This window comes from Vreelandella sp. 162(4c), from assembly GCF_058152265.1.
Genome location: NZ_CM176981.1, coordinates 156,544 through 175,081 on the forward strand (window position 1 = coordinate 156,544; position 18,538 = coordinate 175,081).

Consider the following 18,538-nt stretch of genomic DNA (forward strand, 5'->3'; position numbering starts at 1 on the left):
TTTGGCTACTCCGCGCCTTCTGTAATATTTAGTTAGGCAAATATCAAATAAGCCAAGAAAAAACTCGTTACCTTTCTCTGTTCACCCTTCGCAAGTCGTCAATACCTACAGATAGCTGTAATCACAGCGTTGGATCCTAGATCAGAACGATAACCAGCTAGTGATTCTATCCGGAGGGTGGCCGTCCAGAGCTTGAAAAGACGCTCAGCGCGGTCACTGTGACTAATATCAGTCCCATACCCAGAATTTGCGGCCCTACCAGGGTTTCGCTTAACACCACGACGCCGAACAGCGTCGCGGTGACCGGTTCGACCATTGCGACAACGGAGGCCACGGCCGGGGCAGTATGTTTCAAACCAATGATATAAAGAACAAAAGACAAACCTGCGCCGAGTACACCGAGTACTGCGAATAGCGGCCAATCCGGCGTGCTCAGGACAGCAACCGTCTGGCCAACATCACTCGGCCAGATAAGAATACTGGCAAGTACCATAAGCGCGATAGAGAGAATAGCCTGCGGGCTACCGTGTGGCGCCGCATACTTGAAGCCGAAAATGAATATTGCGTAGGACAGTCCGGCAAGCAGACCAGCACCTACACCCATCGCCGTAACGCCACTCGCACCGACGTCATAAATCAGTGTAAGCAATACGACACCAAGAATCACTACTGCGATCGCGGCCCACTTCAGCGGCGTGGGACTTTCGAGCCTTAGAGCGAAGGATACGAGATATACGAAGACTGGGGCGCTGTACATCAATGTAGCCGCAACAGCAACGCTACCGTGCGCAATGCTTAAGAAATAGAACGAGAAGTTACCCCCTACGCCGACACCGGCGATGACTGACCAGAACCATAACCGGCGTTTTGTCAGGCCACTACTGTGTGGACGCAGTATTAGCCAGATGAGGACGCACAGTAGTCCGATCGCACCCGGTAGAAGGAAACCACGAACGCGTCCCAACCGTCGGCTATAAGGATTCCGCCGATCCCGCCAGATAACCCCCAGAAAAGCGCCGCCAGCACCACAAAAATTGTACTCGCACCCATCCTGTAACCTCGCTTCTCGTGTTGAACTAACATCGTTGACGGCGGGGAAGGGCGTCATGGGACCCTGCTCCGGGCCGCTGAAAGCAGTGCGTCGGTCACTGCCCGAGTATCAGGTAGGGCCGTCTGTACGCCAGCCAAGCCACTAGGCAGGAAAACCTTCATTTTCAGTTAATCCCCATAAGCCATCCTATCCAGCATCGAATCAGGAGTGCTGGAAATGCGAGCTATGAACAGGCCGATACAAGAGGCCATGTGCTTTAGGCTGGTGCAGTGGGTACTATTACTGGGGTTGCTAAGCGTTACCACAGTAGCCACTGCACAATCTTTTTTTGGCCAGCAGGAGAGCGTTCTTCCTCCAGAGCAAGTCTTCAAGCCAACACTTAGCCATGATGGCGAATCTCTGGAGATTGATTGGCAAATCGAGCCCGACTACTACCTTTACCGCCACCGTTTTTCTGCTGAAGCCGATGGGCGTGAGCTATCGCTGAATATCCCTGACGGGGAAACCATTGAGGACGAGTATTTTGGACGCTCTGAGGTTTATCGTCATTCGTTGAGTATGATCACCCAGCCTGGCAATGCTGAAACAATTACTCTTCGCTGGCAGGGCTGCGCCGATGCGGGCCTTTGCTATCCACCTCAGGAACAGACCTTTGACTTAGCGTCTGCTGGCCAGGACATATCCAAAACCGATGAACCATCGGATGCCACGAACGAATCCTCATTTGAAGAAAACCCTACTTCTGACCCAGAAATTACGATGGCAGAAGACCAGCAACTGGCGGCGCAACTGGCCGGAGGTAATTGGTTCTGGACGCTGGCGGCATTCTTCGGCATGGGGCTGTTACTGACGTTCACGCCTTGTGTGTTGCCGATGATACCGATCCTTTCGAGCTTGATCGCGGGGCGACGAGAGGTGGGCGAGAGCCACCGAGCGGCAGGCTTAGTGATGTCTACTGCCTTCGTCCTTCCCATGGCGGCCACCTATGCGTTACTCGGCGTGGCCGCTGCCATGGCAGGCGCCAATCTACAGATGCTGTTTCAGAACGTCTGGTTTATCGGCCTGTTCTCGCTACTGTTTATCGTTCTCGCCTTGGCCATGTTCGGCTTATTCGAATTAGAGCTGCCGAGAGCGCTTCGCCAGCGGCTTGATTCAGGCATGTCGCGTCAACGTGGTGGTCGCTTGAAAGGGGTTGCCATCATGGGCGTACTCTCTGCACTGCTGGTGGGTCCCTGCATGACCGCGCCGTTAGCGGGAGCGCTACTGTTCATTGCTGATAGTGGCAACCCCTGGTTGGGCGGCGCAGCCCTGTTATCGCTTGGACTCGGAATGGGCCTACCACTCATCCTGATCGGCACCGTGGGTAGCCAGCTTCTACCTAAGCCGGGTGCCTGGATGATTCGCATCAGAGCGCTTTTCGGCTTTGTATTACTGGGGATGGCGATTTGGTTTGTGGCTCGCGTAATACCTGATGCCATCGTTCTCGGCCTTTGGGGCGCTCTAACACTTAGCTTTGCGATAGCCCTCATGTCGCTTGCTCGGAACGAAGGCCTTAGTGGCATCACGTCTCAAGTCTTGACGGCCAGTGCAGCAAGCATAGCCATATGGAGCGCGCTAATGTTAATCGGCGCTGCCGGCGGTGCCTCTGATCCTTGGCGTCCGCTAGCGATTTTTACATCAACTAATGGAGGCTCAAACACAGCAGATTCGATGTCAAACAATGAGCAACCGCTTACCTTTGATGAGGTTGAAGATCTAGCCACGCTTGATGCCCGTATTGACCAAACCGGGGTTAGCGGCCAGATGACGCTCGTCGAATTTACGGCCGACTGGTGCATCTCTTGTAAGGTGATCGAACAGGAAGTTTTCGCTGACCCCACTGTTCAAGCCGAACTGGAGAATGTGCAACGGTTGAGCATCGACGTAACTAACTACGACGCATCTGACAAGGAGATCATGGAGCACTTCGGCATCGTTGGGCCGCCAACGCTAATGTGGTTCGGCTCTGACGGGCACGAGCGGCGCAGTGCGCGCATTATCGGCGAACTAGACGCTGACACATTTCTGAAGCGCTTCGATCAGGCCAAACAAACCGGCAGCAGTACCACTGGAGGTGGTTCATGAGTCCCCTGGATCGCAGCCTCGTTATCGGCCCGTTAGCTCTGAGCGTAGGGCAGCTTTTGCTGATGCTTTCGATAGTTATCGCACTGATCATCGGAGGCTGGCTAGGCCGCCGTCGAAAGGTCAACGTTGGCGATAGCATCTTCAATGCCATGCTCTTGGGTGTGATCGGGGCGCGACTTGTTTTCATCGTTCAATATGGCGAAAGCTACGATACGTTCTGGTCGTGGTTTGACATACGCGATCGCGGCTTCGAGCCGCTAGCGGGCCTTGTCGTCGCCTTGGTTTACCTTGCTTGGCGGCTATGGCGCCAACCTCACGAGCGCGGCCCTCTCGGGACAGCCGTAATATCAGGGGCTCTGACCTGGTCGCTGACGGCGGGGGCACTGACACTGATGGTATCTCAAGGTGCTAGCATTCCTTCGACGGCGTTAACCACGCTTAAGCATGACGAAGTGACTCTTCCCACTATGCTAAGCGAAGCTGATCGCCCCATGGTGGTCAATCTTTGGGCCAGTTGGTGCCCGCCGTGTCGACGCGAAATGCCTGTATTTGAGCAGGCTCAACAAGAGCGAGACGACGTGACGTTCGTGTTCGTCAATCAGGGCGAGAGCCTCAGCACCGTTAGTGCCTTTTTACAGCAAGAGTCACTCACCCTCGATAATGTCTACCTCGACCGGAACAATGCGCTCGGCCATGACGTGGGTGCCATGGCCATGCCCACCACGCTTTATTACAACGCCGATGGCACGCTTATCGACACCCACTTTGGAGAGCTGTCTCGCGCCACGCTCGATCGCAGTCTAGCGCGTTTCAACCTCTAACTCACCTCACTTTGGAGACAACACACATGGCCGCTTTCAACGCCTGTATGACACCACTACGCCTCACACTAACGCTTGGGACTAGCATTGCGCTGGCAACAAGTCTGCCTGCAACTGCCGCTGAGTGGCCCGCCCCTATTCAAGAGCTCGAACAGCAAGGTCTCACGATTCATGGAGAATTCGATGCGCCGGACGGGCTGACTGGATATGCAGGTAGTGCTCGTGGCCAGACGATTGCGGCATACCTTACCTCGGGAGGCGAGCATGCGCTAGTTGGTACACTGATCAATGCCGAGGGCCAGGACGTTTCAGCTGAGCGGCTAGAGCAACTCGTCAACGGTCAAAGAAACGCCGAGTTATGGCAAGAAATGGATAGCCAACACTGGGTGCGCGATGGCGATAAAGAGGCACCCCGTATCGTATATACCTTTAGTGACCCCAACTGTCCTTACTGCCGCCAACTGTGGGAAGACGCCCAACCCTGGGTTGAAAGTGGCGACGTTCAGGTTCGTCATTTGATAGTAGGTATTCTCAAAGCAGACAGCCCTGAAAAGGCAGCCGCGATACTCGATGCGGATAATCCTGGCGAAGCGCTGGCTGAGCATTACCGCAACGATGCCATGCCCGAAAATCAAGGGGATGACCAAAGCGAGCAGTGGGTTAGCGAAAACACCCAGCTAATGCGCGATGGCCAACTCTTTGCAACGCCAGCGACCTTTTATCAGGATGACAACGGTGACGTGCACAGTGTGATGGGTGCTCCCTCGCCCGATAAGCTTCGAGCCATTATGGGGAGTGATTCACCTTAATCTAAACGGGTTCAACCCGAAGGCAATTGAAGCGTCACTCGTAGCCCAACACCATTGCCAGATGCGAACATCACTCGGCCTCCTGCCCGGGTGACAATCGCCTCGACGATCGAAAGACCCAAGCCACTACCTTTAGGATGATCTCCCCGATGAAAGCGCTTCGTCAGTCGGGAGAGGTGTTCGGCAGCAATGGTTTCACCTTGACTAGTGATATCGATGACTGTCATTCCCTTTGATTCCTGTACGGAAATCTCTATCGGCGCACCGAGTGCGCCGTGACGCATCGCATTTTCGAGCAGGTTGCGTAGAACCGTCACGAGAAGCGGCTCAGATAGGGCGACATGTACTTGGTTAACGCCCTGGGGATAATGACAATGATCACGGCTACCGGTTTCTGTCATCGCAGCCACCAGTGCCCCCCCAAGAGGAGTAGGATCAGAACGACGGGCACGTGTGATGTCCTCACTTTCCATTCGCGCCAATAGCAAAAGCTGACCAAGCGTTTTCGTTAGTCGATCTACTCCAGCTTCAGCTTGCTGCATCGCTTCGTACTGCTGGTGACCGTCAACACGCCTCGCGATTTGCAGATGTGTGCGAACGGCAGTTAACGGTGTACGAAGTTCGTGGGCAGCATCGTCGGTAAAGCGCTGCTCCAATTCAAGCATACGTCGCGTTCGTGCCAGTAGCGTATTGAAACTATCGATCAGCGGGCGAATTTCACCAGGCAATCCATGAAGAGGTAGTGCCGAAAGGTCATTGTGTTCGCGCAGAATAAGTCGTTGTTGTAACTTGGCAAGCGGCGCAAGTCCTCGTGTTACCCCCCACCATAGCGCAACAAGACTGCCCACCAGCGCCAGTAGAAATGGGTAAAGCGCGGCCCGGCGAACCTGCAGCAGCAGTGCTTCTCTCTCTTTCAGACGATCAGCCACCGTAATACGCTTGTCGTTATCAACTAACGTGTAAACTCGCCAGCGCTGCCCGTTGTGCTCGCGATACCGATACCCCTCAGCCTCAACGGCAAGCACGTCGTTCATTTCCGGATGCGTACCCGCCACCACTTGACCACGAAGCGATGATACTCGACAAGCGATACCATCCAGCGAAGGAATCGTTGGCGTTTCATCTTCTGTACCGTTCCAAGACGTTGCTGGCACGCGATCCAACAAACCAGCCACCATTCGCGCCGATTGAGCCAGACGCTGATCCAGAGACTCTTCCAACTGCGCCGACAGGTCACGCATTGACCATATGGCAGTGATACTCCATAGCAGCACGAGAGTAATTCCAAGTGTAGCAACCAGACGTAAGCGCAGATTCATGAGGTCGCATCACTGTTGTATTTGCCAAGTCGATAACCCAAACCTCTCACGGTTTCGATCACGTTGCGTCCCAGCTTGCGACGCAGTTGGTAGATGTGCACATTAAGCGCATTACTTTCGATCTCATCATCAATACCGTAAAGGCAGTCCTTCAATTGATCGGCGCTCAGAATTCGCCCGCGAGCTCGAATTAATGCTTCCAGCAGCATTAACTCGCGTCGCAACAGGACGACGGGTTCTCCATCCAACGTGACGCTACGTGTGACGGGGTCTAATGCCAGGCTGCCGTGACGAATGGCGTGATCCACTTGCCCTGCCGTACGGCGTAATAACGATTGGAGCCGGGCTGTTAACTCGTCAAGATCAAACGGCTTGATCAAATAGTCGTCTGCGCCTCCCTGAAGGCCCTCGACGCGGCTCGCTACCGCATCTCGAGCCGTTAGCATCAGCACTGGCGTCGCCACGCTCGCATGACGCCAATGCTTCAATAACGTCAAACCATCTCCATCGGGCAATCGACGGTCGAGAATAACAGCATCGTAGTTAATGGTGGCTAGCGCGCCTTTCGCAGTATCCAAGGTGGTGACGGTATCAACCACAAAGCCGCTCAGTGCCAATCCTGCTTCGACGCCAGCCGCTACCGGGGCATCATCCTCGACCAGTAATACCCGCATACTTACTCCTCAAGGTCATAGAAAATGGTTTCTATCAGCAGTATGCCATTAGGGGATGAAGTTAATATGAGGCAGCCCCATTTTGCAGCCGATAGATCGAAACCATCCAAACCAACAACTAAACAGCATTATGTAATGCCAAAAGCCGCCATTATCCACATCCACGCTTCATTTACAGTTAATGTTCATCATGCCTAATGAGCTTTTGGTCGTATAGTGAGTAACGTTTCTTATGAACTCTTGCTTTGTAAAACCTGCAGTCAGTGGTCGACTGCTTCGCTGCGTATTCATGGTGGCATTGTGGCTTGTTTCATTTTCGGCTTTTGGCGAGACCTCACGGCCACTAGGACATTATCTATTGCCTGAAACCGGCAATATCGTGGGTGAGGCCTATACCGTTCAAGTAGAGAACGAAGAGGATACCTTGCTCGATATTGCTCACGCACACGGTGTCGGATATGAGGAAATTCGACGGGCCAATCCCGACACTAGTCTTTGGGTTCCTGGGAAAGGAACGCAGGTTCAGATTCCGGGGCAACACATACTGCCGGATGTAGAGCGTAAAGGAGTGGTTATCAATATCGCGGAGCTGCGGCTTTACTACTATCCCGAGGTGCAAGATGGAGAAACACCTCGCGTCGAAACCTACCCCATTGGCATCGGCCGCGATGGATTCGATACACCATTGGGGATTACCAAAACCACCATGCGCCTTGAGGACCCCGCTTGGTATCCTCCCGAATCCGTTCGTCAGGAAGCGGCTGAACGCGGCGACCCACCGCCTGACGTTGTTCCGCCAGGGCCCGACAATCCCCTCGGTCAGCACGCCATCTTATTGGATATTCCTGGTTATTTAATTCATGGCACGAACCAACCAGATGGCATTGGCATGCGCGCCAGTCGAGGTTGTATCCGTATGCACCCCGACGATATTAAAGCCGTATTTGAGCAAATACCCAACGGTACCCAGGTCAATATTATCGATGAGCCGATCAAGCTTGGCTGGGACGCCGACCACTTGCTGTACTTGCAGGCATTTACTTCGCGTAATGAACAAGAAACGAGCATAAGCGACTTGCTGAATATCGTTAACAAAGCTGACGAACTGCCGGAACAAAAGCGCTCAAACATTGATTATGAAGTGATGCAGAAAGCGCTTAAAAGAGGTAGTGGACGTATAGAGCCGCTAATTTAACCCACTTTTTAGTAAATTTTAGCGGTTGTTATGGGTTCAATGTGGCCAAGTGCTTTCATAAGTGATGCCGTCACGTCCGTCGCAGGGTTTACTGTATCCTGGGATTCCCCTGCCATCCATACAAGGCATCATTTACAGCGTTCTTCAGGAATAAATGGGGCATTCAAAGGGAATAAAGTATGGTGGTAAGCAGCGAGAAACTCTTTGCAGAGTGTTAGTTAAAATTAGGCTTTAAGACAGATCATCGCGTGTAATTTCAACTTTGCTAAATGCATTAAGCACGGAGGCCTCACAAGGTACACTCTCATTGTTTGATTTAGGATGTTTGAAAGGATCGGCAAGCTCTAGGCTATGGCTAGTCAATTTTTGAACGACACCTTGGACGAGCCGAACGCTCCAAAGTCCTAGAGAAGTCACAGTACCAGCCCAGCACTGTAACCAGCTCGCTGACTATTCGTGCTGGCTGCTTATGGGAGTCTGGGCTGGATGAGCCGTGTACTTAAAGATGGTTCCCTATCTAGGGCATTTAGGCTCCACCACTTTTGGACCTTTGAACCTCGTCATCTGATGACACAAGATCATGCCTGTGGCTACGGCCTAATAGGCCAACAATTCCTCCGAGCACCCACTCATGAATGAATATAACGACCATATCGCCAGCAATTAGCAGATAAGTGACAGTTAAAATGTTGCGTTTCTAGTCAAGTTGATAAGTGTCCGAACCAGGCAGAGAAAAAATACTGAGTTAACTATAAACCGTTGGCCAGTTTTAATTGACCACTACAGCCTTAGCGGACACCCTTAGAAGCTCATGAGGGCGTCCTTGTTTTTTTCATTCCAAATTTGCAAAGCTAGCTGTATATATTCTATTGCTCTGCATTGGTTAGACTCGTCTAACTTTTACTGGTAAGCCTTGGCGCACGCTGGCCCCACTGATTGGCTCTAGCCAAGTGCCATCTACTTTCCGTGTGGGGTCTTGAAAGCCTAGGTCATTAATATTGATACCTGCACGCATCCAGGGCATATCCGGCTGGGATACCCCGTCGATGACATGTGGCGTGGCACCTAAATCCTTGTGGCCATAGCCGTGCTCAATGCCCAGGGCGCCAGGTATTACGCTTTCACTGACTAGTGCCAATCCCACAACGCTTCCGCCAGGGCTTTCTATGCGAATGGTATCACCGTGCTGGATACCAAAGCGCTCGGCGTCTTGGCGGTGCATTTGTATCGGGTTATAAGGCTTGATCATACGTAGCCGCTCACTCCCAATGGCGTAAGAGTTCATCAGATTGGATTTGAACGAGAAGGCTAGCAGCGGCCACTCCTGCTCAGAAAATATCTCGCGCATAGGTTGCTTGTTCGCCATCTGAGGCAGCTTATGGCAGGGGACGCCGCTATTGGGCAGGCCATTAGTGGTATCAATACTGGTGCCTACCGATTCGTTGTAAACACACAGCGTTTGCTTCCACTGGTATTTCAATTTTTCACCGATGAAGTGCTCGCTGGCATCTTCAAAGCGTCCACCCCGGGCATAGAGATAGGCAACTCTAGCGCGTTCATCAGATTTTAGCGTTCTTGCGATTTTAGGCAGCAGTGGGGCAATGCCTCCATGAGCAATATCAGCGTCATCTGCTTCTGGCAGTGGCTCTTCTTGAAAAGCGATATTGGCCGCGGCTCGCAGGTAGTAATCCTCAGCGCGATTGAGCGGGTGCAGATTTCCTTGGGCATCGGGAATTGCGTTGTCGCCAAAGCCGGGCAGACCCAGGCGCTTGGCCACGGCAATAAAGAAGCTGTCCATTGACACCGGTTCTCCCTCGGCGGTTTTTTGCTGGCGTGGCTCAACTACGGGCCAGCAGGCGGTGGTTAGTTTGCCGAGGGTGCCTTTCCACGCGCCAGTAAACCCCCACACCTCGTACATCACGGAATCAGGCACGATGTAGTCGGCGTAGCGGTTGGTTTCATTGATAAAGCCATCCACGGCGACAAAGAGCCCTAGACGCTTAGGGTCCTTCAGCTTGTCGACAATGACGCTTTTCAGACCGGCCTGACCATAAATCGGGTTGGCCATACAGCCAATCACCGCTTTGATGGGGTAAGGATAGCTATCTAGTGCAGAGGGTAGGTGCTCTGTGAGTGTCGGCGGTGCCAACGAGCGCCACGGCGCTCTAGCCGGGTAAGGATTTTCGCCTGCGGCGACTTTGCGCTGATACTCGGAAGACTTTTCGTAGGGGAAGCGCGAGCGGGATAGAAACACCCCCTGAGGTGCGCGCTTACCAGGAAAGTTGGCTAAGTCGTAGCGTGGGCCCTCGCCGGTACCGCTGTAAGTGCCGCCGCCCACGGCGCTGCCACCCTTCATGTTGTAGTTGCCCGCCAGTAAGTTCAGCATTTGCACGCTGAACGCGGCGTAGAAACCGTTACCCGACATCATGCCGCCGTGACAGTTAACAGCGGCTTTTCTGCCATGGCTGGCATAGCGGCTGGCCAATTCAATAATCGTCGCCTTGGGAATGCCACAATGCTCGGCATAGGTGTCTAGGTCGTACTCGTGGGCAGATTCGCTTAGCAACGTCAGGCTGCTTTTGACGGTCACGGTGGTGCCATCGGCAAGCTCAACCGGACGTTCGGCAAAGAGCTCGGCGGTCATCACCTCTTCGCTTAGCGCGAGTTCGCCATTGGCGACTACCATCGGCGAGTCAGCATCGTTATCCGCTTCCGCTAGGCCCAGGTCGCTGGCGCGAAGAAAATAACCTCTGCGGGGGTGTTCATAGGTGTCAATCACCAAATGAGTGGCGTTGGAGTGGGTGGTTTCGCCCGCTGCATTGGCGGCGGCTTGGCCGGGCAGAGCTAGGAAGTCACTAGCATAGCCTTGGTTGTCGAGTAGCCACTGGATGATTGCCATGGCAAAAGCGCTGTCTGTCCCAGGACGAATAGGCACCCAGCGGTTGTTGTCGGCTGCGTGGGAGGTGGCGGCATTGAGCGCTGGGTCGACCACCACGTACTCCAACGTACCGGCTGCACGGGCTTGGGCAATCAAGCGGCCTTGGCGTTTAAACGGGTTGCCCGCTTGGCTGGGCGCACAGCCGATATACATGATGAAGCGTGCGTTTTGGATATCTGGCTTAACGTGGGCGTTGGTGACAATATTGTTCATCACCGCGCCAGATCCCATGCGGAAAGCCAAACCACAGTAAGCGCCATGGTGACCATAATTGCGGGTAGCAAAGGCATTGAGGGTAAAGCGCTTGAGTAGGTCTGAACGCCCGTAGTCAGTGGCTTCCATCACCATTAATTGGTTGGCCTTGGGGCCATATTCAGGGTTGTCAGGGTCAATCAGGGTGTCGTGATCGCGAATATCGCGCAGTCCATCAACGTGGCCTTCGTTAAACAGGTCGCCGCCTTCGCAGATTTCTTCAATTAGCTGCTCAAAGGAGATTTTCTGCCATTGACGGCTACCACGTTCACCTACTCGTTTCAGGCAGTTGTCGACTCGGAAAGGGTTGGTAATTTGGCTCATCATGGCGTTGCCACGGGCGCAGGCGGTGGAGCGGTTTATCTGACCCTGTTCACCATAGGCGCTAACACTACGCAGTGCATCCGCCACCGGTGTACGCATAGGTAAATGGTCGTCGGCGGACAGCGGGTGGTAGGGATTGCCTGATACCCGCAGTACTTCGCCAAGGGTGTCATCGACCCTCACTCTCACGCCGCATCGGGTAGTACAGCCGTAACAAATAGTGAAGGCGACTCGCTGGCCGGGGGTTAAGGTGAGTTCGCCAGTGTCTAAATCGACGCGGTATTCTGGGGTCAGCGAGTTGCCATGAATATTGTGCCTGGGTTTTTCACCCGCGCTACCGGTAATGCCCTTGGCCATTTTTGCCAGTGGGTCGGCATAGCCCACGGCAAAGGTGGCTGCACCACCAGCGGCGGCAGCGCCTTTTAGAAAACGGCGGCGTGACGGGTCTTGAGCAGACTTAGACATGACTAGACGCTCCTTTTTTAGCGGTGAGAGGATGAGTAGAAGCATCTTGGGCAGCGTGGGTTGGCATTGCTATAAGGCCGCCTTGTTGGGCCTGTCGCCAGGGAATAAACAGTTCAATCAGGAGAATAACGGCGAGCCAGAGACCGAAGGTGCCAACAATGCCTAAAATGCCGGAAGAGCCGGCGGGAATACCATAGTGGTGAAATCCGGCACTATTGCGCGCCACATGCTGAACATCCATCAGTACCACCCAGCGAAACATCCAGCCCATGTGTATGGCGACGAGGCCTAGCAACCATGCCCAGGCAAACAGTGCTGGCTGGCTAGAGGTTGGAGCGCCGCTCGGCCCGGGCTGGCGCAGGGTAGGGCGAGTCAATAAAAACAACACGGCGGCAAACAGCGCGATGCCGGTAATGCCTCCCCAGAGGGCAGTGTTGCGCCACGAGGCGCTATGGCGCACGGATTCCAGCGCGGTGGCGACTGAGCCTACGTGGGCATTTACGCCATCTAAAAACCAGCTAAGCGCGATCAATCCTGCTAGCGCACAGGCCACTAGCAGCACATACAGCATCTGTCGTATAGCGGTTTGCGAACAAAGCCCACTAACCCTGTTCAGCACTAACACCAGACCGGAGGCGGCGATAAATCCGGTGGTCGCCAGCATGGGCGGTAGCCACACGGTGTTCCAAAGCGGACGGGCCTTTACGATTGCTAGTTCCGCACCGGTGTAAAGCATAATGCCGCTGGAAAGTCCCAGCGCAGCCAGACCTACCACCGCGACCATTGCTCGTGGCGTTGTGCCTCTGCCCAGTGAAAGCCAGGTGGCTAGCATGCCACCGAGTCCTGGAGTGCCGCACTGTGCCTGCAGCGCGGGCCGCCATGCCAACCAAGCAAGGCCAAGCACGCTAACCAAATAAAGCGGCAGAACAACGCTGCCAATCGACATCCACGAGTGGCTATTGGCGTAAGCGTAGAAGTGCCAGAACCGCAGTGGCTGGTGCAAATCCGCGAGTAACGCAACGGGCGCCACTAGCGTAGTGCTAACGCAAGCGATTAGCGCCAGACGTGCGGTAGGCAGCCAGGTTTTTTTACCGAATACCAGTGCTGGGGCGGCTAGCCATAGGCTGGCGTAGGAAACCGCAATCATAAAAAAGTACTGAACCGCCCACGGGTACCAGGCGATGTCATAGCGCGGTGCCAGTAGCTCAATGGTGGAATTCATAGCCCATCTCCTGACCGTGGGGGTCGAGTACTTCGAGCGCAACGGGCTCGGCCTTAGGACGCGTGGTGAAGCGCTCATCCATGCCTAGGTAGAACACCTGAGGAAGGGTGTTTTTTTCTGGTTGTAGCACCATCAATGCATCGCGATGTTCATGAATCATGCGGCTGATTTGGCTTTGAGGATCGCGCATATCTCCAATCACGCGGGCACCGCCTACGCAGCTCTCAACGCAAGCGGGCAATAGTCCGGCTTCTAGACGATGGGCACAGAAGGTGCACTTGTCGGCGGTTTGAGTGCGTTGGTTAATAAAGCGAGCATCGTAGGGGCAAGCATTGACGCAATAGGCACACCCTACGCAGCGGTCGCTATCGACCACCACAATGCCATCCTGCTGCTGGTAAGTGGCTTCTACAGGGCAGACCGGGACGCAGGGTGGGTTTTCACAGTGGTTACACAGCCGGGGCAGCATAAAGGTGGCTAATTCGCCGCTTTCCTGATGCTGTACTTCATACTGGGAGACCGTGGTGCGAAACTGTCCCAGCGGTGCAGCGTTTTCGATATGACACGACACCGTACAGGCTTGGCAGCCGATGCACTGGCGTAAGTCGATAAGCATACCGTAGCGTTTAGTTGGGTCGCCTTCGCGGCGGGCAGGTTGCTGATTAATGCCAGCTTGGGCAAGGCTTGAAAACGGCATCAGCGCAGCGCCTGCACTTAAGCGTGCCATTTGACCCAAGAGCGAGCGACGTATTGCGTCCATAGCGCCTCCTTGGCGAATTAAACGGCATTCGCAGGGCGAATGTCGGAATACCCTTAGATTACGCCTTTGCTCAAGGTAGAAAGTTGATACGTGTCAATGTGTTATGATATATCGCTTAATGCTCTCTTAATGTTAAATGACTAAGTAGCTGTTCTGTATATGGAATTTCATCTAGCATTAAGTAATTAGCTTGTTACATGGGAATTTTTTAGCGCGCATATGTAAAAAAGCGCTTGCCCCAATAAACATGGCAAGCGCTTTTTCTATGGTTTTGTTTGCTTAGGGCGTGTCCTCATTTCATTTTCAACCAAATGAAGGTGCACGCCAGGTAAACCATGGATTTGAAATTTCGTGCCAGTTTCTCAAAGCGAGTGGCAATGCTGCGAAAGTGTTTCAGCCGAGCAAAGAGGTTTTCTACCAAATGGCGATGCCTGTAGAGAAAGGCGTCAAACTCCGGATTTGGCGTCTTGTTGTTTGATCTTTTGGGGATGATCGGGTTGATGCCCCCTGCCCTGGCATGGTCACGGATGCCCTCTGAATCATAGCCCTTGTCAGCAATGAAGTGGTCGGCTTGATCGACCTTCTTTATGAGGTGCTCTGCAACCGTGGCGTCGTGGACGTTACCCCCAGTGACTTCAAAATCGACCGGATTTCCATGCGCATCGGCGAGCATATGAAGTTTGGTGGTAGCTCCTCCTCGTGATTTTCCAATGGCCCGCTCTTCTCCATGCCGAGCTCCACTCGCATGCTGGTGAGCGCGGAGGTAACTTCCGTCGGCGAATACCCACTCCGCATCAATTTCGCCTCGTAGCTCAAAAAAAATTGCTCCCACAGTCCTTTGGTGGCCCAGCGGTTGAAGCGATTATAGGCCGTTTTCCAGGGGCAAAACTCACTTGGAACATCGCGCTAGGGAGCGCCGGTTCGGAGTTTCCAGAGTATTGCTTCCATCACATTTCGATCATTGGGCCAGCGGTGGCAACCCTTTGCTTTCATGGTGACTTGAAGCTGTTCCCAAATGTCATCGGTCAAAACATATCGTGTCATGGCTGTACTCCCCTTCTGTTAAGAAGAGTCGCATAACCCCACAGAAAATCAATGAGGGACAGCCTTTCTTTCAAAATGAGGACACGCCCTAATAGGCACTATTAAATTTTACATGTATTAATGCCTATTAATTTATAAGCTGGGCAGAAGTTAAATAGCCCGGTGGCTAGCGGCAATCATCTCCAGTAGCGACTCAGTGAAAAGCTTCTTTAATCTTGTCTTCGCGACTTCGAGTTCGTTGAGTCGCTTGGAATCTGGCTAGCTCAACCCAATCAGAGGGGGAGATGTCACTTTTACTTGATGTTTGTATAAACATGTTTCATTGTTTTCTTGTTATTCCAATATGGTCTAGGCTTGTAACTAAAATGGAGAATGAGGAAGAATATGCGTAATTTCCGACACTCACCAGGCAGGCCGGACGTGGCCGGCTTTTACGATCAAAGAACCTCAAGCGTTCAATATATTATCAGTGACCCTGCGACACGGCGCTGTGCCATCCTTGACCCTGTCCTGGACTTTGATGAGAAGTCAGGGACCACTGCAACCCACCATGCTGATGAGTTACTAGATTACGTCGCACGGGAGGGGCTCATCGTTGACTGGATACTCGATACGCATCCACACGCCGACCATTTTTCGGCAGCACAGTATCTTAAGGAAAAGACAGGGGCACCAACGGCTATAGGAGCTTACGTTACGCAAGTGCAAGCGCTATGGAAGGATATATACAACTGGCCCGACTTTCCGGATGACGGCCGACAGTGGGACCACCTTTTTGTAGAGGGCGATACTTTCCACGTGGGCGAGATAGAAGGCCGGATTATGTTCTCGCCCGGCCATACCAAGGCGTCGATCACCTACGTCATCGGCGATGCGGCGTTCGTGCACGACACGCTGTTTCAGCCGGATGGTGGTACGGCCCGTGCCGATTTCCCTGGGGGCAATGCTCACAAACTGTGGGATTCCATTCAGGCCATCCTGGCACTGCCGGACGACACTCGGCTCTTTACCGGTCACGACTACATGCCCGGCGATCGCGAGCCAGAGTGGGAAAGCACGGTGAGTGTCCAGCGCGAAACCAATATTCATCTCCAAGACAGCCCGACAGCGGAAAGCTTCATCGCTTTGCGTAACGAACGTGACGCCAAGCTGCCCATGCCGAAACTGATCCTGCACGCTTTGCAAGTCAATATCCGGGGCGGCGACCTGCCAGAGCCAGAGGATAATGGTCGTCGTTACCTGAAGATTCCCCTCGATGCTCTACCGGGGGCCGCCTGGGATGATGAGGCGCGTTCCTAAAGCGACCAAGGAGGTAACCTATGGATATCAAACCACTCGATGATCGCCTTTACGTGGCAGCACAACCTCGCCTCGACGAACTTGAACAGCTTGCCGAACAAGGGTTCCGCACCATTATCTCCAATCGCCCGCGCGGGGAAAGTGATGACCAGCCGGATCCCGATGCCCTCAAGGCTAAGGCCAAATCACTGGGCATGGCCTGGCATGAAGTTCCCGTAAAGCCTGGGGAATACGCAAAGGCGGACATCGATGCCTATTCAGATGTGCTGCATTCTGCAAAGGCCCCCGTGCTCGGCTTCTGCCGAACGGGAAAACGCGTGGCCCATTTGTGGGCATTATCACTCGCCCCGCAGCGTCCGGTATCCGAGCTGATCGAATCAGCCAATGCGGCTGGCTATGACTTGGAGCCCTTGCGCGACAGGCTTGAACAACAAGCCCATCAGGCAAAGGGTGATTCTGGGTCGTGAGCGTGCTATGGCCAGCCTGAAGCATTATCTACCTATACTCCAGTGGCTGCCCGGCTATGGACGCGATACGTTGGCCAGCGACCTGTTGGCAGCGGTAATCGTGACCGTCATGCTGATCCCGCAGTCGCTGGCATACGCCATGCTGGCGGGCCTTCCCCCCGAGGTGGGGCTTTATGCAAGCATCGCTCCGCTGTTCGTTTATGCGATTTTCGGGACCAGCCGCACCCTTGCGGTAGGGCCAGTGGCAGTGGTCTCGCTGATGACAGCGGTGGCCATCGGTCGCGTCGCCCCGCAAGGGTCGCCGGAATACTTGGGCGCTGCACTGGTACTGGCACTGATGTCTGGTTTGCTTCTCATCCTCATGGGGGTGGCGCGACTGGGCTTCTTGGCCAATTTCCTCAGTCATCCCGTGATCTCCGGATTCATCACCGCCTCGGGGCTGCTCATCGCGATCGGTCAGGCCCGACACCTGCTGGGGGTGGAAGCCTCGGGTCACAACATGATCGAATTACTGGGCGACCTGTGGGTAAACGTGGGCAGCCTCCATGGGATTACTCTTGCCATCGGTTTAGGTGTGCTGGTCTTTCTTTATGCTGCCCGGCGTTGGTTGAAGCCAGGGCTCCTGTCGCTAGGCCTGCCGTCACGCTCAGCGGATATGCTGTCCAAGGCAGCACCGATTCTTGCCGTGGCGCTGACCACCCTAGCGAGCTGGGCCTGGCAGCTCGACCAGCACGGCGTAGCCGTCGTGGGAGAAGTACCGGCCGGCCTACCTCCGCTTACCTTACCAGGTTTGGACCTTGGGCTATGGCGTGAACTGTTAGTAGCTGCCTTGCTGATAAGCGTGGTCGGTTTCGTAGAGTCAGTATCGGTAGGTCAGTCCTTGGCCGCCAAGCGTCGGCAACGCATCGAGCCAAACCAGGAACTGATCGGTCTTGGCACTTCGAATATCGCGGCTTCCTTCTCTGGCGGCATGCCGGTGACGGGTGGCTTTGCCCGTTCGGTGGTCAATTTCGATGCCGGCGCTCAGACTCCGGCGGCAGGTGCGTTCACGGCCATAGGCATCACACTGGCCGCGTTGCTGCTGACACCGTTGATCGCCTATCTCCCCATCGTCACGCTCGCCGCAACCATTATCGTCGCCGTCCTGTCATTGGTGGATTTGGGCGCGGTGCAAAAAAACTGGGTCTACTCCCGCAGTGATGGCGTAGCCATGTTGGTAACCATCATCGCCACCCTGGGCCATGGGGTGGAAAGCGGCATCCTGGCCGGCGTAGGGCTATCGCTCGCCTTGCATCTCTACCGTACCAGCCGTCCCCATAGCGCCGTGGTCGGCCGAGTGCCGGGCAGCGAGCATTTCCGAAATGTCCTGCGTCACGACGTTGAGACCGATAAGCGTCTGGTCATACTCCGCATCGACGAAAGCCTTTATTTCGCCAATGCCCGTTACCTTGAGGATACCGTGATGGCCTTGATTTCCCGTGACTTCGAATTGCAGCATATCGTGCTGGCGTGTCAGGCAGTTAATACCATCGACGCCTCGGCCTTGGAGAGCCTAGAGGAGATCAACGCTCGGTTGAAGGATGCCGACATGGCGCTGCATCTGGCCGAGGTCAAGGGGCCGGTTATGGACAAGCTTCGTGGCTCCGATTTCATGAAAGCGCTCGGCGGCGAGGTCTTCCTCAGTACCTACGATGCTTGGCGCAGCCTGCATCAAGAGAAAACGTCGTTGGCTCAGGCAACCAACACCCAACAGGTTCACCAAACTAAGGAGTAA

General features: G+C 54.2%; 13 protein-coding genes and 2 pseudogenes. 7 read left to right on the plus strand and 8 right to left on the minus strand.

The features are described 5' to 3' along the window. Positions 1–166: 166 nt before the first annotated feature. Positions 167–1,050 (minus strand): annotated as a pseudogene (locus AC4EYZ_RS00730) (DMT family transporter). Positions 1,051–1,267: 217 nt separating this feature from the next. On the opposite strand from AC4EYZ_RS00730, the gene dsbD reads away from it, so the two are divergent. Genes dsbD through dsbG form a run of 3 tightly spaced genes read left to right on the plus strand, consistent with a single transcriptional unit; the run spans position 1,268 to position 4,805 of the window. Further along, positions 1,268–3,175 carry a protein-disulfide reductase DsbD gene (dsbD, locus tag AC4EYZ_RS00735; RefSeq protein ID WP_235270499.1) on the plus strand — a complete coding sequence of 636 codons (1,908 nt, stop codon included), beginning with the start codon at positions 1,268–1,270 and terminating at the stop codon, positions 3,173–3,175. Further along, complete coding sequence (locus tag AC4EYZ_RS00740) at positions 3,172–3,996, plus strand: TlpA disulfide reductase family protein (protein WP_041158406.1); 825 nt, start codon at positions 3,172–3,174, stop codon at positions 3,994–3,996. Before dsbD ends, AC4EYZ_RS00740 begins: the two co-directional genes overlap by 4 nt. Positions 3,997–4,022: 26 nt before the next feature. Next, entirely contained in the window at positions 4,023–4,805 is a 783-nt protein-coding gene (dsbG, locus tag AC4EYZ_RS00745) for a thiol:disulfide interchange protein DsbG (RefSeq protein ID WP_052475614.1), read from the plus strand. A gap of 11 nt (positions 4,806–4,816) precedes the next feature. On the opposite strand, the gene AC4EYZ_RS00750 is transcribed toward dsbG, so the two are convergent. Both AC4EYZ_RS00750 and AC4EYZ_RS00755 read right to left on the minus strand, forming a co-directional pair. Continuing rightward, positions 4,817–6,124: an ATP-binding protein gene (locus tag AC4EYZ_RS00750; protein WP_041158405.1), complete on the minus strand. Its 1,308-nt coding sequence runs from the start codon at positions 6,122–6,124 to the stop codon at positions 4,817–4,819. Further along, positions 6,121–6,798, minus strand: coding sequence for a response regulator (locus AC4EYZ_RS00755; protein ID WP_041158404.1), 678 nt, complete (start codon positions 6,796–6,798; stop codon positions 6,121–6,123). Before AC4EYZ_RS00755 ends, AC4EYZ_RS00750 begins: the two co-directional genes overlap by 4 nt. A 289-nt stretch (positions 6,799–7,087) precedes the next feature. Here AC4EYZ_RS00755 and AC4EYZ_RS00760 point away from each other — a divergent pair, with 289 nt between their 5' ends. Beyond that, on the plus strand, positions 7,088–7,993 hold the full coding sequence (locus AC4EYZ_RS00760; RefSeq protein WP_041158489.1) for a L,D-transpeptidase family protein: 906 nt from the start codon (positions 7,088–7,090) through the stop codon (positions 7,991–7,993). 883 nt (positions 7,994–8,876) lie between these two features. Here AC4EYZ_RS00760 and AC4EYZ_RS00765 read toward each other — a convergent pair. From AC4EYZ_RS00765 to AC4EYZ_RS00785, 5 genes and pseudogenes are all read right to left on the minus strand, one after another. Beyond that, on the minus strand, positions 8,877–11,972 hold the full coding sequence (locus tag AC4EYZ_RS00765; protein ID WP_039857575.1) for a molybdopterin dinucleotide binding domain-containing protein: 3,096 nt from the start codon (positions 11,970–11,972) through the stop codon (positions 8,877–8,879). Beyond that, a complete protein-coding gene (gene nrfD, locus AC4EYZ_RS00770; RefSeq protein WP_041158403.1) occupies positions 11,965–13,194 on the minus strand; it encodes an NrfD/PsrC family molybdoenzyme membrane anchor subunit in 1,230 nt (409 codons plus the stop codon). Before nrfD ends, AC4EYZ_RS00765 begins: the two co-directional genes overlap by 8 nt. Continuing rightward, positions 13,178–13,954 carry a sulfate reduction electron transfer complex DsrMKJOP subunit DsrO gene (gene dsrO, locus AC4EYZ_RS00775; protein ID WP_039857572.1) on the minus strand — a complete coding sequence of 259 codons (777 nt, stop codon included), beginning with the start codon at positions 13,952–13,954 and terminating at the stop codon, positions 13,178–13,180. Before dsrO ends, nrfD begins: the two co-directional genes overlap by 17 nt. 292 nt (positions 13,955–14,246) lie before the next feature. Then, a pseudogene (locus AC4EYZ_RS00780) lies at positions 14,247–14,998 on the minus strand (IS5 family transposase). Between the two features lie 101 nt (positions 14,999–15,099). Next, positions 15,100–15,174, minus strand: a complete 75-nt coding sequence (locus tag AC4EYZ_RS00785) for a YgaP family membrane protein (protein ID WP_083868688.1) — start codon at positions 15,172–15,174, stop codon at positions 15,100–15,102. A gap of 208 nt (positions 15,175–15,382) precedes the next feature. Between AC4EYZ_RS00785 and AC4EYZ_RS00790 the strand changes: the two genes are divergently transcribed. The 3 genes from AC4EYZ_RS00790 to AC4EYZ_RS00800 are packed head-to-tail and all read left to right on the plus strand — an operon-like array spanning position 15,383 to position 18,538. Continuing rightward, complete coding sequence (locus tag AC4EYZ_RS00790; RefSeq protein ID WP_039857571.1) at positions 15,383–16,297, plus strand: MBL fold metallo-hydrolase; 915 nt, start codon at positions 15,383–15,385, stop codon at positions 16,295–16,297. Positions 16,298–16,317: 20 nt separating this feature from the next. Further along, on the plus strand, positions 16,318–16,764 hold the full coding sequence (locus AC4EYZ_RS00795; RefSeq protein WP_041158402.1) for a protein tyrosine phosphatase family protein: 447 nt from the start codon (positions 16,318–16,320) through the stop codon (positions 16,762–16,764). Between the two features lie 7 nt (positions 16,765–16,771). Continuing rightward, entirely contained in the window at positions 16,772–18,538 is a 1,767-nt protein-coding gene (locus AC4EYZ_RS00800) for a SulP family inorganic anion transporter (RefSeq protein WP_041158401.1), read from the plus strand.

Coding starts and splice junctions, on each gene's coding strand:
- dsbD (WP_235270499.1), top strand. CDS start 1,268: ATGCGAGCTATGAACAGGCCGATACAAGAGGCCATGTGCTTTAGGCTG.
- AC4EYZ_RS00740 (WP_041158406.1), top strand. CDS start 3,172: ATGAGTCCCCTGGATCGCAGCCTCGTTATCGGCCCGTTAGCTCTGAGC.
- dsbG (WP_052475614.1), top strand. CDS start 4,023: ATGGCCGCTTTCAACGCCTGTATGACACCACTACGCCTCACACTAACG.
- AC4EYZ_RS00750 (WP_041158405.1), bottom strand. CDS start 6,124: ATGAATCTGCGCTTACGTCTGGTTGCTACACTTGGAATTACTCTCGTG.
- AC4EYZ_RS00755 (WP_041158404.1), bottom strand. CDS start 6,798: ATGCGGGTATTACTGGTCGAGGATGATGCCCCGGTAGCGGCTGGCGTC.
- AC4EYZ_RS00760 (WP_041158489.1), top strand. CDS start 7,088: ATGGTGGCATTGTGGCTTGTTTCATTTTCGGCTTTTGGCGAGACCTCA.
- AC4EYZ_RS00765 (WP_039857575.1), bottom strand. CDS start 11,972: ATGTCTAAGTCTGCTCAAGACCCGTCACGCCGCCGTTTTCTAAAAGGC.
- nrfD (WP_041158403.1), bottom strand. CDS start 13,194: ATGAATTCCACCATTGAGCTACTGGCACCGCGCTATGACATCGCCTGG.
- dsrO (WP_039857572.1), bottom strand. CDS start 13,954: ATGGACGCAATACGTCGCTCGCTCTTGGGTCAAATGGCACGCTTAAGT.
- AC4EYZ_RS00790 (WP_039857571.1), top strand. CDS start 15,383: ATGCGTAATTTCCGACACTCACCAGGCAGGCCGGACGTGGCCGGCTTT.
- AC4EYZ_RS00795 (WP_041158402.1), top strand. CDS start 16,318: ATGGATATCAAACCACTCGATGATCGCCTTTACGTGGCAGCACAACCT.
- AC4EYZ_RS00800 (WP_041158401.1), top strand. CDS start 16,772: ATGGCCAGCCTGAAGCATTATCTACCTATACTCCAGTGGCTGCCCGGC.